This window comes from Pseudomonas simiae (assembly GCF_000934565.1).
Classification (GTDB): domain Bacteria; phylum Pseudomonadota; class Gammaproteobacteria; order Pseudomonadales; family Pseudomonadaceae; genus Aquipseudomonas; species Aquipseudomonas simiae.
In genome coordinates this window covers 4,350,537-4,364,344 of record NZ_CP010896.1, presented here as the reverse complement: position 1 = coordinate 4,364,344, position 13,808 = coordinate 4,350,537, and the positions used below count along the sequence as shown (strand labels likewise).

The 13,808-nt window shown below is 60.3% G+C and carries 13 protein-coding genes; all 13 read left to right on the top strand.

Translation table 11 applies throughout. The features are described 5' to 3' along the window. On the top strand, nucleotides 1–270 hold the full coding sequence (gene fliQ / locus PF1751_RS19740; RefSeq protein WP_010208761.1) for a flagellar biosynthesis protein FliQ: 270 nt from the start codon (nucleotides 1–3) through the stop codon (nucleotides 268–270). Between the two features lie 4 nt (nucleotides 271–274). Beyond that, nucleotides 275–1,060: a flagellar biosynthetic protein FliR gene (gene fliR / locus PF1751_RS19735; protein WP_021490834.1), complete on the top strand. Its 786-nt coding sequence runs from the start codon at nucleotides 275–277 to the stop codon at nucleotides 1,058–1,060. Nucleotides 1,061–1,063: 3 nt separating this feature from the next. Beyond that, a complete protein-coding gene (flhB, locus tag PF1751_RS19730; RefSeq protein ID WP_010208764.1) occupies nucleotides 1,064–2,200 on the top strand; it encodes a flagellar biosynthesis protein FlhB in 1,137 nt (378 codons plus the stop codon). A 366-nt stretch (nucleotides 2,201–2,566) separates the two neighbouring features. Further along, complete coding sequence (gene cspE / locus PF1751_RS19720) at nucleotides 2,567–2,770, top strand: transcription antiterminator/RNA stability regulator CspE (RefSeq protein WP_010208766.1); 204 nt, start codon at nucleotides 2,567–2,569, stop codon at nucleotides 2,768–2,770. Between the two features lie 419 nt (nucleotides 2,771–3,189). Continuing rightward, entirely contained in the window at nucleotides 3,190–5,304 is a 2,115-nt protein-coding gene (flhA, locus tag PF1751_RS19715) for a flagellar biosynthesis protein FlhA (RefSeq protein ID WP_197999020.1), read from the top strand. 12 nt (nucleotides 5,305–5,316) lie between these two features. After that, the gene (gene flhF, locus PF1751_RS19710) at nucleotides 5,317–6,633 is read left to right on the top strand and encodes a flagellar biosynthesis GTPase FlhF (protein ID WP_044287601.1); all 1,317 of its coding nucleotides are present in this window, start codon (nucleotides 5,317–5,319) and stop codon (nucleotides 6,631–6,633) included. 106 nt (nucleotides 6,634–6,739) lie between these two features. Beyond that, complete coding sequence (gene fleN / locus PF1751_RS19705) at nucleotides 6,740–7,573, top strand: flagellar synthesis regulator FleN (protein ID WP_003192912.1); 834 nt, start codon at nucleotides 6,740–6,742, stop codon at nucleotides 7,571–7,573. Continuing rightward, on the top strand, nucleotides 7,570–8,310 hold the full coding sequence (gene fliA / locus PF1751_RS19700) for an RNA polymerase sigma factor FliA (protein ID WP_010208770.1): 741 nt from the start codon (nucleotides 7,570–7,572) through the stop codon (nucleotides 8,308–8,310). Before fleN ends, fliA begins: the two co-directional genes overlap by 4 nt. Nucleotides 8,311–8,478: 168 nt before the next feature. Further along, on the top strand, nucleotides 8,479–8,853 hold the full coding sequence (locus PF1751_RS19695; RefSeq protein ID WP_162098512.1) for a chemotaxis response regulator CheY: 375 nt from the start codon (nucleotides 8,479–8,481) through the stop codon (nucleotides 8,851–8,853). Nucleotides 8,854–8,871: 18 nt separating this feature from the next. Beyond that, complete coding sequence (locus PF1751_RS19690) at nucleotides 8,872–9,660, top strand: protein phosphatase CheZ (RefSeq protein WP_010208772.1); 789 nt, start codon at nucleotides 8,872–8,874, stop codon at nucleotides 9,658–9,660. Between the two features lie 11 nt (nucleotides 9,661–9,671). Then, complete coding sequence (locus PF1751_RS19685; protein ID WP_010208773.1) at nucleotides 9,672–11,879, top strand: chemotaxis protein CheA; 2,208 nt, start codon at nucleotides 9,672–9,674, stop codon at nucleotides 11,877–11,879. A 48-nt stretch (nucleotides 11,880–11,927) separates the two neighbouring features. After that, complete coding sequence (locus tag PF1751_RS19680; protein WP_010208774.1) at nucleotides 11,928–13,055, top strand: protein-glutamate methylesterase/protein-glutamine glutaminase; 1,128 nt, start codon at nucleotides 11,928–11,930, stop codon at nucleotides 13,053–13,055. Beyond that, nucleotides 13,055–13,795, top strand: a complete 741-nt coding sequence (locus PF1751_RS19675) for a flagellar motor protein (protein ID WP_010208778.1) — start codon at nucleotides 13,055–13,057, stop codon at nucleotides 13,793–13,795. The genes PF1751_RS19680 and PF1751_RS19675 overlap by 1 nt, the downstream gene beginning before the upstream one ends. Nucleotides 13,796–13,808 lie beyond the last annotated feature (13 nt).

The window sequence follows — 13,808 nt, the reverse complement described above, 5'->3', positions numbered from 1 at the left end:
ATGACGCCAGAAGTAGCTGTCGACCTGTTCCGTGAAGCGCTGTGGCTGACCACCGTGATGGTCGCCGTGCTGGTAGTGCCAAGCCTGTTGGTGGGCCTGCTGGTGGCGATGTTCCAGGCCGCGACCCAGATCAACGAACAGACCTTGAGCTTTTTGCCGCGTCTGCTGGTGATGCTGGTTACCCTGATCGTGGCCGGCCCTTGGCTGGTGCAGACATTCATGGAATACATCCTGCAGTTGTACGGCAGTATTCCGCAGTTGATCGGCTGACCTGATGCAGTCGTTGCTGGCGTTGACCGACACCCAGATCAGCACCTGGGTGGCGTCTTTCATCCTGCCAATGTTCCGGGTGACGGCGATGTTGATGGCCATGCCGGTGTTTGGTACCACCCTCGTACCACGCCGCGTGCGCCTGTACTTTGCGGTGGCGATTACCGTGGTGATCGTGCCGGGCTTACCGCCGATGCCGCCGGTCAATGCCATCGATCTCAGTGCGTTGCTGTTGATTGCCGAGCAGATCCTGATCGGCGCGCTGATGGGCTTTTCCCTGACGCTGTTTTTCCAGGCCTTTGTGGTGGCCGGCCAAATCATCTCGATCCAGATGGGCATGGGCTTCGCCTCCATGGTCGACCCTACTAACGGTGTGTCGGCGGCGGTAATCGGTCAATTCCTGACCATGCTGGTGACCTTGCTGTTCCTGGCGATGAATGGCCATCTGGTGGCGTTCGAGGTGATGACCGAAAGCTTCACCACCTTGCCGGTAGGGTCGGGGTTGGTGGTCAATCACTTCTGGGAGGTCGTCGGACGCCTGGGTTGGGTATTCGGCGCGTCGCTGTTGCTGGTGTTGCCGGCGATTACCGCGTTGCTGGTGGTCAACATCGCGTTCGGCGTGATGACCCGTGCAGCGCCGCAATTGAACATCTTCTCGATTGGCTTCCCGTTGACCCTGGTATTGGGCATGGGGATTTTCTGGGTCGGCCTGGCCGACATTCTCAATCAGTATCAACCGCTGGCGACCGACGCCTTGCAGTTCTTACGTGATCTGGCACGGGCGCGCTGAGCCATGGCCGAGAGCGAGAGTGGTCAGGACAAAACAGAAGACCCCACGGAGAAACGCAAAAAAGACTCCAGGGAAAAGGGCGAGATTGCGCGCTCCAAAGAGCTGAATACCGTTGCCACCATGATGGCGGGTGCCGGCGCCTTGCTGATCTACGGTGGCGGCCTGGCGCTGGACCTGATGGAGTTGATGAAGCACAACTTCACTTTGCCCCGCGACGTGTTGCTCAATCCCGATGCCATGGGCCAATACCTGCTGCACTCGGGCAAGATCGCGATCCTGGCGGTACAACCGATTCTGATCACCTTGCTGCTGGCTGCACTGATCGGCCCGGTCGCCCTGGGTGGCTGGCTGTTCGCCGCCGGCAGCATGGCGCCCAAGTTCAGTCGGATGAACCCTGCTGCGGGGCTCAAGCGCATGTTTTCCACCAAGGCCCTGGTGGAGTTGCTCAAGGCCCTGGCCAAATTCATTCTGATCCTGTTTGTGGCGCTGATGGTGTTGTCGTCCGACATCGACGACCTGCTGCGCATCGCCCATGAACCGCTGGAGTCGGCAATCATCCACAGCGTGCAAGTGGTGGGGTGGAGCGCGTTGTGGATGGCCGCCGGGCTGATCATCATTGCTGCCGTGGATGCGCCGATCCAGCTGTGGGAAAGCCACAAGAAATTGCTGATGACCAAGCAGGAAGTGCGCGACGAGCACAAGGACCAGGAAGGTCGCCCAGAGGTCAAACAGCGTATTCGCCAGCTGCAGCGCGAAATGTCCCAGCGCAAGATGATGGCCGCGGTGCCCGACGCCGACGTGGTCATCACCAACCCGACCCACTATGCGGTAGCCCTCAAGTACGACCCGGAGAAGGGTGGCGCGCCGATGCTGCTGGCCAAGGGCAGCGACTTTACCGCGCTGAAAATCCGCGAAATCGCCGTGGCCAATGACATCCTGCTGCTGGAATCGCCGGAACTGGCGCGGTCGATCTTCTATTCCACTGACCTGGACCAGGAAATCCCGGCCGGACTCTACCTGGCCGTGGCCCAGGTGCTGGCGTATGTCTATCAGATCCGCCAGTACCGCGCGGGCAAGGGCAAGCGGCCTGACCCGCTCAAGGATCTGCCAATCCCGCCGGACCTGCGCCGCGATTCCTGATCGGCTCCGCCTTACCATTCCTCCTGATCGCCCGTCTACCTGTCAACTTTGACAGTAGTCATCCTCTGCGTCTCGCAGTTCTACTACAACCAGCACTGCGCGCAGGCGGTAAACAAGATGCAGGGAGAGGTGGTTTTGAAGGTGTTCAGAGGCACAGTCAAATCTTATGACCGCAAGACAGGGAAAGGTTGGATTGCCCTGGAAGGTGAGGACGACGTGCAAGTGGATCTCTTCGGTTCACGCTGCATTTGGCTTGCCGTGGGCCAGCAAGTGGAATTTCGCATGATCCACCGACCCTGTGGCGTGTATGCGTTAGACGCCACAGTTGTCCCGCACGTCCTTGAATGAGATGTGAGGACAACGGTAATGGCAACAGGCACGGTGAAATGGTTTAACGCGGAGAAGGGGTTTGGGTTTATTACCCCTGACGATGGCAGCGCTGATGTTTTTGTCCACTATTCGGCCATCAAGAGCGACGGTTTCAAGACCCTTGAAGAGGGGCAAAAAGTAGAGTTCGAAGTTACCCAAGGCGCCAAAGGTGCTCAGGCTGAAAACGTCCGCGTCCTATGAACTTCATGATTGTTTCAGTAGGCGCTAAAAAAGCGTCGACTGGGTGTACGGAGACTAGTTAGCGGCTTTCCCAGGGGCCGCCTCAACACCTTGTCGGACATTTCCGCTGTAGCAGCAGGCGGACACAAATCCAAAATGTGGGAGCGGGCTTGCTCGCGAATGCTGACGATCAGTCGCCAGATGTGCTGGCTGACCCTCCGCCTTCGCGAGCAAGCCCGCTCCCACATTTGAATCGATTTACACTTTTTTTTGGGGGGGGGGGGCGGTTGCTTGTGAGCTCGTCAACGCTCAAGCCGAAAGCGATGTAACCGGGAAAACAAAAGTTGGAAGGCTTCTTGCAATACCACCTGCAAGACGTCTGACCGCGTCAAAACTTTGCTTCAAGGAAACGAGGAATACCGGTGGTGGATCGCTCTCAAATGCTCGGCACGGCCCGGACGACCCTGACTGACCTCTCGCGAGGCAATCTGGGTGTGCCGTTGTTGTTGCTGGTGATGCTGGCAATGATGATGTTGCCGATGCCGCCGTTCCTGCTGGACGTGTTCTTCACCTTCAACATTGCCCTTTCCGTCGTGGTACTGCTGGTCTGCGTGTACGCCCTGCGGCCCTTGGATTTCGCCGTATTTCCGACCATTCTGCTGGTGGCGACCCTGCTGCGACTGGCGCTCAACGTCGCGTCCACCCGTGTGGTCATGCTCCACGGTCAGGACGGTCACGCTGCCGCCGGTAAGGTGATCCAGGCCTTCGGTGAGGTGGTGATCGGCGGTAACTACGTGGTCGGTATCGTGGTGTTCGCGATCCTGATGATCATCAACTTCGTGGTAGTAACCAAGGGCGCCGGGCGGATTTCCGAGGTGAGCGCGCGGTTTACCCTCGATGCGATGCCCGGCAAGCAGATGGCGATCGACGCTGACCTCAACGCCGGCCTGATCGACCAGAACCAAGCCAAGTCGCGCCGCCTGGAAGTGGCCCAGGAAGCCGAGTTCTACGGTTCCATGGACGGTGCCAGCAAGTTCGTGCGCGGTGATGCCATCGCCGGCCTGCTGATTCTGTTCATCAACCTCATCGGCGGTATGGCCGTGGGTATCTTCCAGCACGGCATGACCTTCGGCGATGCGGGCAAGGTGTACGCCCTGCTGACCATCGGTGACGGTTTAGTGGCGCAATTGCCATCACTGTTGTTATCTACAGCTGCGGCGATCATGGTGACTCGTGCTTCGGGCTCCGAAGACATGGGCAAGCAGATCAGCCGGCAGATGTTTGCCTCGCCCAAGGCCTTGGCCGTGGCGGCGGGCATCATGGCGATCATGGGTATTGTACCGGGCATGCCCCACGTGTCGTTCCTGAGCATGGCAGCCATGGCGGCTGGCGGTGCTTACCTGTTCTGGAAAAAGCAGAATGCGGTCAAGGTCCAGGCCCAGCAAGAGATCGCGCGCCAGCAGGAACTGCTGCCATCCCCGGCCCGCGCTCAGGAAACCAAGGAGCTGGGCTGGGATGACGTGACCCCGATCGACATGATCGGCCTGGAAGTCGGCTACCGCCTGATCCCGCTGGTGGACCGCAACCAGGGCGGCCAATTGCTCGCGCGGATCAAGGGCGTGCGCAAGAAGCTGTCCCAGGACCTGGGCTTTTTGATGCCCACCGTGCACATTCGCGACAACCTCGACCTGGCTCCAAGTGCCTATCGCCTGACCCTCATGGGCGTGATCCTGGCCGAAGCCGAGATCTACCCAGACCGCGAACTGGCGATCAACCCAGGGCAGGTGTTCGGCAGCCTCAACGGTATTACCGCCAAAGATCCGGCTTTTGGCCTGGACGCGGTGTGGATCGAAATCAGCCAGCGCAGCCAGGCACAATCCCTCGGCTACACCGTGGTGGACGCCAGCACCGTGGTCGCCACCCACCTCAACCAGATCCTGTACAAGCACTCCCATGAGCTGATTGGCCATGAGGAAGTCCAGCAATTGATGGGTTTGCTGGCCAAAGCGTCGCCGAAACTGGCCGAAGAGCTGGTGCCGGGTGTGCTGTCGCTGTCGCAGTTGCTCAAGGTGTTGCAGGCGTTGCTGGCCGAACAGGTGCCGGTACGGGACATCCGCAGCATTGCCGAGGCCATCGCCAACAATGCCGCCAAGAGTCAAGATACTGCCGCCCTGGTGGCCGCGGTGCGCGTCGGATTGTCGCGTGCAATCGTCCAAAGCATTGTAGGGCTTGACTCCGAGCTGCCTGTGATCACCTTGGAACCAAGGTTGGAACAAATATTGCTCAATAGTATTCAGAAGGCAGGACAAGGCCAGGAAGAGGGCGTTCTGCTGGAGCCAAGCATGGCTGAGAAGCTGCAGCGTTCGTTGATCGACGCCGCACAGCGCCAGGAAATGCAGGGCCAACCGGTGATTCTGCTGGTGGCAGGCCCCGTCCGGGCGATGTTGTCGCGGTTTGGACGCCTGGCAGTACCGAATTTGCACGTTTTGGCTTATCAGGAAATTCCTGACAACAAGCAAGTGACTATCGTCGCGACAGTAGGCCCCAATGGCTGAGGGTAGTGGGTTATGCAAGTGAAGCGTTTTTTCGCCGCCGATATGCGTCAGGCCATGAAACTGGTTCGTGATGAGCTGGGCGCTGACGCCGCGATTATCGGAAACCGTCGTATTGCCGGCGGTGTCGAGCTGACGGCTGCCCTGGATTACACCCCCCAGGCCCTGGCGCCGCGTGTGCCGAACATGGAGCTCGAAGACGAGCTGCGCAAGACTGCTTCACGCATTGTCTCGGCCCAGGCGGAACTGAGCATGCGCGGCGACAGCGATGCCACCACTAATCGCCAGTTGTTCGCCGGCCTGCCGCTGACCGCTTCCGAGCCGCTGGTCGAGCCGACCTTCAAAGAACCGCCACGTCCTTCTGCGCCTGCTCCGGCGCCTGCGGTTGACCAGCGGGTGTTCGACTCGATGCGCTTTGAACTCAATGGCCTGCGTGAGCTGCTGGAAGTGCAGCTTGGCTCGTTGGCCTGGAACCAGCTGCAAGGCAGCAAGCCGCAACAGGCCAACCTGTGGCGGCGCCTGCAACGTATCGGCTTGTCCGGCCCGTTGTCCCGCGACCTGCTGGCCTTGACCACCGAAATCGAAGAGCCTCGCCAGGCTTGGCGCATGTTGCTGGCCCACCTGGCACGGATGATTGTCACCCCGGAAATCGAACCATTGGAAGAGGGCGGTGTGATCGCCATGGTCGGCCCTGCCGGCATGGGCAAGACCACCACCCTGGCCAAGCTGGCGGCCCGTTACGTACTCAAATACGGCGCACAGAATATCGCGCTGGTGAGCATGGACAGCTACCGTATTGGTGCCCAGGAGCAGCTCAAGACGCTGGGCCGTATTCTCAATGTATCGGTGACTCACGTCGACCCGGGCCAGTCCCTGGCCAACGCCCTCGACCCGCTGTTGCGCAAACGCGTGGTATTGATCGATACCGCCGGCCTGCAAGCCAGCGACCCGGCATTGCGCATGCAGCTTGAAAGCCTGGCCGGACGTGGCATCAAATCGAAAAACTACCTGGTGCTTGCAACCACCAGCCAGAAACAGGTTCTTACCGCTGCGTATCACAGCTACAAACGCTGCGGCCTGGCCGGTTGCATCCTCACCAAGCTCGACGAAACCGCGAGCCTGGGCGAGGTGCTGAGCCTGGCCATCAGTCATGAATTGCCGGTCGCTTACCTGACCGACGGGCCGCGGATCCCCGATGATCTGCATCTACCGCGCCGTCATCAGTTGGTCAGCCGTGCAGTCAGCGTGCAAATGCAAGAAGAGCCTAGCGAGGAAGCGATGGCTGATATGTTCGCCGACCTTTATCACAACCCGGCAAAACGGGTCGGTTGAGGGCAGGATGAACACCGTGAAATGTACCTACATCGATGGTCTGCAAGCGATTCACGCGGCCAAGCCATGTAGCCTGCGTCTAAGCAAGACAAGGTAAAGAAATAAAATGGGCAGCATGCATCCCGTACAGGTGATCGCGGTGACCGGCGGCAAAGGTGGCGTCGGGAAAACTAACGTGTCAGTGAATTTGTCCCTGGCCCTGGCAGAGCTTGGCCGTCGCGTCATGCTGTTGGATGCTGACCTGGGCCTGGCGAACGTCGACGTTCTGCTGGGGCTGACGCCCAAACATACCCTTGCCGATGTGATCGAGGGCCGCTGCGAGCTGCGCGATGTGCTGCTGCAGGGCCCCGGTGGCATCCGCATCGTGCCGGCTGCCTCGGGCACCCAGAGCATGGTGCACCTGAGCCCGGCGCAGCATGCCGGCCTCATCCAGGCGTTCAGTGATATCGGCGATAACCTCGACGTGCTGGTGATTGACACCGCCGCCGGGATCGGCGAGTCCGTGGTCAGCTTCGTGCGCGCCGCGCAGGAAGTGTTGCTGGTGGTCTGCGACGAACCCACCTCGATCACCGACGCCTACGCCCTGATCAAACTGCTTAACCGTGACTACGGCATGAACCGCTTCCGCGTCTTGGCCAACATGGCCCAGAGCCCGCAGGAAGGGCGCAACCTGTTCGCCAAGTTGACCAAGGTCACGGATCGTTTCCTCGATGTCGCCTTACAATACGTCGGCGCAGTGCCCTACGACGAGTGTGTGCGCAAGGCTGTGCAAAAGCAGCGTGCAGTCTACGAAGCGTTCCCTCGTTCCAAGTGCGCATTGGCGTTCAAGGCTATTGCCCAGAAGGTCGATACCTGGCCGTTGCCCGCCAACCCACGGGGGCATCTGGAGTTTTTCGTCGAGCGATTGGTGCATCAGACGAGCGCAGGACCCGTGCTATGACAGCGACTGGCTACAACGCTTACAAGAGGTCTGCCCGTGACAGTCAGGGCGAGTTGATCGAGCGCTACGCGCCCTTGGTCAAGCGCATTGCCTACCACCTGCTGGCACGCCTGCCGGCCAGCGTCCAGGTCGAAGACCTGATCCAGGCGGGCATGATCGGCCTGCTCGAAGTGTCGACCAAATATGACGCGAGCAAGGGCGCGAGTTTCGAGACGTATGCGGGGATCCGTATCCGTGGCGCGATGCTTGATGAGGTGCGTAAAGGTGACTGGGCGCCGCGTTCGGTGCATCGCAATACGCGCATGGTCAGTGACGCAATTCGCGCAATTGAAGCAAAAACCGGTCGCGACGCTAAAGATCACGAAGTTGCGGCCGAACTCCAATTGAGTCTCGACGATTACTACGGGATTTTGAACGATACCTTGGGCAGCCGCCTGTTCAGTTTCGACGACCTGTTGCAGGACGGCGAACACGAAGGGCTGCACGAGGACGGCGCGAGCGCTCATATGGAGCCATCGCGTGACCTGGAAGATGAGCGTTTCCAGGGGGCGTTGGCGGACGCGATTGCCAATTTGCCGGAGCGTGAGCGACTGGTGTTGGCGTTGTACTACGACGAAGAGCTGAACCTCAAGGAAATCGGTGAGGTCCTGGGGGTCAGCGAGTCGCGGGTCAGCCAGTTGCACAGCCAGTGCGCAGCCCGCTTGCGGGGGCGTTTGGGAGAGTGGCGAGCGCGCTGACAGGCAGTGTGGGGACACTGCAGACGAGACCGTGAGGGCGACCAGCCTTCGCGGGTTCGACCCGTGGTGCCCTCGGCAGTCCTTTTTGTGTAATGCCTGTTGATTGAAATGGCGCGTCCAGGTGCTGGGCGCGTTTAAGACTGCTTGGAGGTCGAATTGGACAAGAACATGAAAATCCTCATCGTTGATGACTTCTCAACGATGCGGCGGATCATAAAAAACCTGTTGCGTGACCTTGGGTTCACTAACACGGTCGAGGCGGATGACGGCATTACGGCCATTCCGATCCTCAACAGCGGGAGCATCGACTTTCTGGTAACGGACTGGAACATGCCGGGCATGACCGGTATCGACTTGCTGCGCCACGTACGTGCTGACGAAAAGCTGCGCGGCCTGCCTGTGCTGATGGTGACCGCCGAAGCCAAGCGTGAGCAGATCATCGAAGCCGCCCAAGCTGGGGTAAACGGTTACGTGGTCAAGCCATTCACTGCATTGGCCTTGAAAGAGAAGATTGAAAAAATCTTCGACCGCATCGGTCATTGATGCTGCCACGGGGGAGCTATGGAGCATAAAGAATCATCGCAGGCCGACTTCGAGTCGACCCTGAAAAAGCATGCTCACCAGTTGGTCGAAAGCCTTGAAAAAGGTCAGTTCGGCGACGCGGTGCAGTTGATCCATGAGCTCAACCAGACCCGTGATCGCGGCCTGTACCAGGAAGTGGGCAAGCTCACACGCGAGCTGCACAGTGCGATCGTCAATTTCCAGATTGACCCACACATGCCCCAGGCTGAGGAAATCTCGCAGATCACTGATGCCACCGAACGCCTGTCCTATGTGGTCAGGCTGACTGAGGCAGCGGCCAACCGCACCATGGACCTGGTGGAAAACGCCACGCCTCTGGTCAACGGTATGGCCAACGAAGCCCAGGCCCTGAGCAACGACTGGGGCCGTTTCATGCGCCGCGAAGTCGGCGCTGAAGAGTTTCGTGAGTTGGCGCGTCGGGTCGAAGGGTTCTTGTCACGCAGCGAGCAGGAAAACCGCACGGTTTCCAGCAACCTCAACGACATTCTGCTCGCCCAGGATTACCAGGACCTCACCGGTCAGGTGATCAAGCGTGTGACCCAGTTGGTCACCGAAGTGGAAAGCAACTTGCTCAAATTGGTGCTTATGGCAGGCCAGGTTGACCGTTTTGCCGGCATTGAACATGACCGCGAAGCGATCCTCTCGGAAAAAGATCCAAAAAAACATCTCGCCAAGGGTGAAGGTCCGCAGATTCATGCCGATAAACGTGAAGACGTTGTATCGGGTCAAGATGATGTTGATGACCTGTTATCCAGTTTAGGCTTCTAAGGAGCACCCACATGAGCTTCGGCGCCGATGAAGAAATCCTTCAGGATTTCCTTGTAGAGGCCGGCGAAATTTTAGAGCAGTTGTCCGAGCAACTGGTCGAGCTGGAAAGCCGACCGGATGATGCGAACCTGCTCAATGCAATTTTTCGCGGTTTTCACACTGTAAAAGGGGGCGCCGGCTTCCTCCAGCTCCATGAGCTGGTGGAATGCTGCCACATTGCCGAGAACGTGTTCGACATCCTGCGCAAGGGTGAGCGTCACGTTGATTCGGAATTGATGGACGTGATTCTCGAAGCACTGGATGCGGTCAACGGCATGTTCAGCGAAGTCCGCGAACGTGCCCCGATCACCGCGGCCACTCCGGAACTGTTGGCTGCGCTGGCACGTTATGCGGAGCCCGCCGACCTGTCGGCTGCGCCGGTAGCAGAAGCAGCACCCGAGCCAGTGGCTGAGGCCGAGCCGGATGTGACCGACAGCGAATTCGAGCAGTTGCTTAACTCCCTCAGTGCCGTGAAGGCCGAGGCAGAAGCACCGGCTGCGGCTGTTGCCGCGCCAACCAGCGAAGACATCACTGACGCTGAGTTCGAATCCCTGCTTGACCAGTTGCATGGCAAAGGCCAGTTCGCGGCCGACGCCGTGACACCTGCCGCTGTGTCGGAAGCGCCGGCAGCACCGACCGCCAATGCCAACACCGATATCACCGACGACGAATTCGAAGCGTTGCTCGACCAACTGCACGGCAAGGGCACCTTCGTGGCCGACGCCTTGCCGGAAGTCGCCGCCACGGCCGCAGCGCCTGCCGCGGCCAGTGCAGCACCGGCCGGCGACGGCCTGATCTCCGATCATGAGTTCGAATCGCTGCTGGACGAACTGCACGGCAAGGGCAAGTTCAGCGAAGTGGCCCCAGCGGCGACGGTTGCCACGGCTGCTCCGGTTGCCGCCAAAGCTGCAGCGCCTGCCCCTGCACCAGCGGCCAAACCTGCGCCGGCTGCCGCACCTGCTCCGGCACGTGCCGCCGCCGCACCGGTTGCCGATAAACCCGCCAGTGAAGCCGAAACCACCGTGCGCGTTGATACCGCACGCCTGGACGACATCATGAACATGGTCGGCGAACTGGTACTGGTGCGTAACCGCCTGGTGCGCCTGGGCCTGAGCAGCGGCGATGAAGCCATGCAAAAGGCCGTGTCGAACCTCGACGTGGTGACCGCCGACCTGCAGACCGCCGTGATGAAAACCCGGATGCAGCCGATCAAGAAAGTCTTCGGCCGCTTCCCGCGCCTGGTTCGTGACCTGGCACGCCAGTTGAAGAAAGAAATCAACCTGGAACTGGTGGGTGAAGAAACCGACCTCGACAAGAACCTTGTCGAGGCCCTGGCCGACCCGCTGGTCCACTTGGTGCGCAACGCTGTCGACCACGGCGTGGAAACCCCGGAAGAACGCGAAGCCTCGGGCAAGTCCCGCAACGGCAAAGTGATCCTGGCGGCGGAGCAAGAGGGCGACCACATCCTGTTGTCGATCACTGACGACGGCAAGGGCATGGACCCGGCGATATTGCGCAATATCGCGGTCAAGCGTGGCGTGATGGACAAGGACGCCGCCGACCGCCTGACCGATAGCGAGTGCTACAACCTGATCTTCGCCCCGGGCTTCTCGACCAAGACCGAGATTTCCGACGTGTCCGGCCGTGGCGTCGGCATGGACGTGGTGAAGACCAAGATCAGCCAGCTCAACGGCTCGATCAACATCTACTCGACCAAGGGCCAGGGCTCGAAGATCGTCATCAAGGTGCCGTTGACCTTGGCGATCATGCCAACCCTGATGGTGATGCTGGGCAACCAGGCCTTCGCTTTCCCGCTGGTCAACGTCAACGAGATCTTCCACCTCGACCTGTCGCGCACCAATGTGGTGGACGGCCAGGAAGTGGTGATCGTGCGCGACAAGGCATTGCCACTGTTCTACCTCAAGCGCTGGCTGGTGGCATCGGCCAAGCATGAAGAGCAGCGCGAAGGCCATGTGGTGATTCTTTCGGTGGGCACCCAGCGCATCGGCTTCGTGGTCGATCAACTGGTGGGCCAGGAAGAAGTGGTCATCAAGCCTTTGGGCAAAATGCTGCAGGGAACCCCGGGCATGTCGGGTGCGACCATTACCGGTGACGGCCGGATCGCGCTGATTCTCGATGTTCCGAGCATGCTCAAGCGTTACGCCGCTCGGCGTATTTGATTCTGGTGGGGCAGGGCGGTAGTGCCCGCCCCGCCTAACGGAGTGTTTATGGCAGTCAAGGTCCTGGTGGTGGACGATTCGGGTTTCTTCCGTCGCCGCGTCTCGGAAATTCTTTCCGCCGATCCAAGCATCCAGGTGGTCGGCACGGCCACCAACGGCAAAGAGGCGATTGATCAAGCCATTGCGTTGAAACCGGACGTGATCACCATGGACTACGAGATGCCGATGATGGATGGCATCACGGCAGTCCGGCACATCATGCAACGTTGCCCGACCCCGGTGTTGATGTTCTCCTCGCTGACTCACGAAGGCGCCCGGGTCACCCTGGATGCGCTGGACGCCGGCGCGGTGGATTTTCTGCCGAAGAATTTCGAAGACATCTCGCGCAACCCCGAGAAGGTCAAGCAGATGCTGTGCGAGAAGGTGCACAGCATTTCGCGCAGTAACCGTCGTAGCCTGTTCAGTGCGCCTGCGCCAGCACCCGTTGCTGCGCCTGCTGCTCCCACCAGTTCTTCGTATAGTCGCCCGGCGCCTGCGCCGGTTGCACGGCCTGCGGCGCCGCCGGTACGTACGGCTGCACCTGCGGCGGCGTATTCGCCTGCACCCAAGCGCAAAGCCTATAAGCTGGTCGCCATCGGTACGTCCACGGGCGGCCCGGTTGCCCTGCAACGCGTATTGACCCAGTTGCCGGCCAACTTCCCGGCGCCGATCGTGCTGATCCAGCACATGCCCGCTGCGTTCACCAAGGCCTTTGCCGAGCGCCTGGACAAACTGTGCCGCATCAGCGTCAAGGAAGCCGAGGATGGCGACATCCTGCGTCCGGGTCTGGCGCTGCTGGCGCCGGGTGGCAAGCAGATGATGGTGGACGGCCGCGGCGCGATCAAAATCCTGCCGGGTGACGAGCGTCTGAACTACAAGCCATGCGTGGATATCACCTTCGGATCGGCGGCCAAGTCCTACGGCGACAAAGTTCTGGCGGTGGTGCTTACCGGCATGGGCGCCGACGGCCGTGAAGGCGCGCGCCTGCTCAAGCAAGGCGGCAGCGCCATCTGGGCCCAGGACGAAGCCAGCTGCGTGATCTACGGCATGCCCATGGCCATCGTCAAGGCCGACCTGGCTGACGCTGTCTACAGCCTGGACGACATCGGCAAGCATCTGGTGGAGGCCTGCCTCTGATGGATGTCCTGAGCCTGATCGGCATCATCATGGCGTTTGTCGCGATCATTGGCGGCAACTACCTTGAAGGCGGCCACCTCGGCGCCCTGGCCAACGGCCCGGCGGCGCTGATCGTGATCGGTGGCACCGTGGGTGCTGCGTTGTTGCAATCGCCCCTGAGCTCGTTCAAGCGTGCCATGCAGATTCTGGTGTGGATCATCTTCCCGCCACGTGTCGACCTGCCGGGCGGCATCGACCGTGTAGTCAACTGGAGTCTCACCGCGCGCAAGGAAGGCCTGCTGGGGCTGGAAGGCGTGGCCGATGCCGAGCCGGACAGCTACGCGCGCAAAGGCCTGCAATTGCTGGTGGACGGGGCCGAGCCGGAAGCGATCCGCAGCATCCTGGAAGTGGATTTTTATACCCAGGAAAGCCGCGACATCAACGCCGCCAAAGTCTTTGAAAGCATGGGCGGTTATGCGCCGACCATCGGCATCATCGGTGCGGTGATGGGCCTGATCCACGTGATGGGCAACCTGGCCGACCCTTCGCAACTGGGCAGCGGTATTGCCGTGGCGTTTGTCGCCACCATCTACGGCGTGGCCAGTGCCAACCTGGTGTTGTTGCCGGTGGCGAGCAAACTCAAGTCGATCGCCATGCGCCAGTCGCGTTACCGCGAAATGTTGTTGGAAGGTATTTTGTCGATTGCCGAGGGCGAGAACCCGCGCTCCATCGAATTGAAGCTCCAGGGCTTCATGGATTGATGGGAGGTATGCA

Bases quoted from the DNA above. Each gene is read 5' to 3' on its own strand.
- flhA (WP_197999020.1), top strand. From the start codon at position 3,190: ATGCTCGGCACGGCCCGGACGACCCTGACTGACCTCTCGCGAGGCAAT.
- PF1751_RS19685 (WP_010208773.1), top strand. From the start codon at position 9,672: ATGAGCTTCGGCGCCGATGAAGAAATCCTTCAGGATTTCCTTGTAGAG.
- PF1751_RS19675 (WP_010208778.1), top strand. From the start codon at position 13,055: ATGGATGTCCTGAGCCTGATCGGCATCATCATGGCGTTTGTCGCGATC.
- PF1751_RS19695 (WP_162098512.1), top strand. From the start codon at position 8,479: ATGAAAATCCTCATCGTTGATGACTTCTCAACGATGCGGCGGATCATA.
- flhB (WP_010208764.1), top strand. From the start codon at position 1,064: ATGGCCGAGAGCGAGAGTGGTCAGGACAAAACAGAAGACCCCACGGAG.
- fliA (WP_010208770.1), top strand. From the start codon at position 7,570: ATGACAGCGACTGGCTACAACGCTTACAAGAGGTCTGCCCGTGACAGT.
- cspE (WP_010208766.1), top strand. From the start codon at position 2,567: ATGGCAACAGGCACGGTGAAATGGTTTAACGCGGAGAAGGGGTTTGGG.
- PF1751_RS19690 (WP_010208772.1), top strand. From the start codon at position 8,872: ATGGAGCATAAAGAATCATCGCAGGCCGACTTCGAGTCGACCCTGAAA.
- fliQ (WP_010208761.1), top strand. From the start codon at position 1: ATGACGCCAGAAGTAGCTGTCGACCTGTTCCGTGAAGCGCTGTGGCTG.
- flhF (WP_044287601.1), top strand. From the start codon at position 5,317: ATGCAAGTGAAGCGTTTTTTCGCCGCCGATATGCGTCAGGCCATGAAA.
- PF1751_RS19680 (WP_010208774.1), top strand. From the start codon at position 11,928: ATGGCAGTCAAGGTCCTGGTGGTGGACGATTCGGGTTTCTTCCGTCGC.
- fliR (WP_021490834.1), top strand. From the start codon at position 275: ATGCAGTCGTTGCTGGCGTTGACCGACACCCAGATCAGCACCTGGGTG.
- fleN (WP_003192912.1), top strand. From the start codon at position 6,740: ATGGGCAGCATGCATCCCGTACAGGTGATCGCGGTGACCGGCGGCAAA.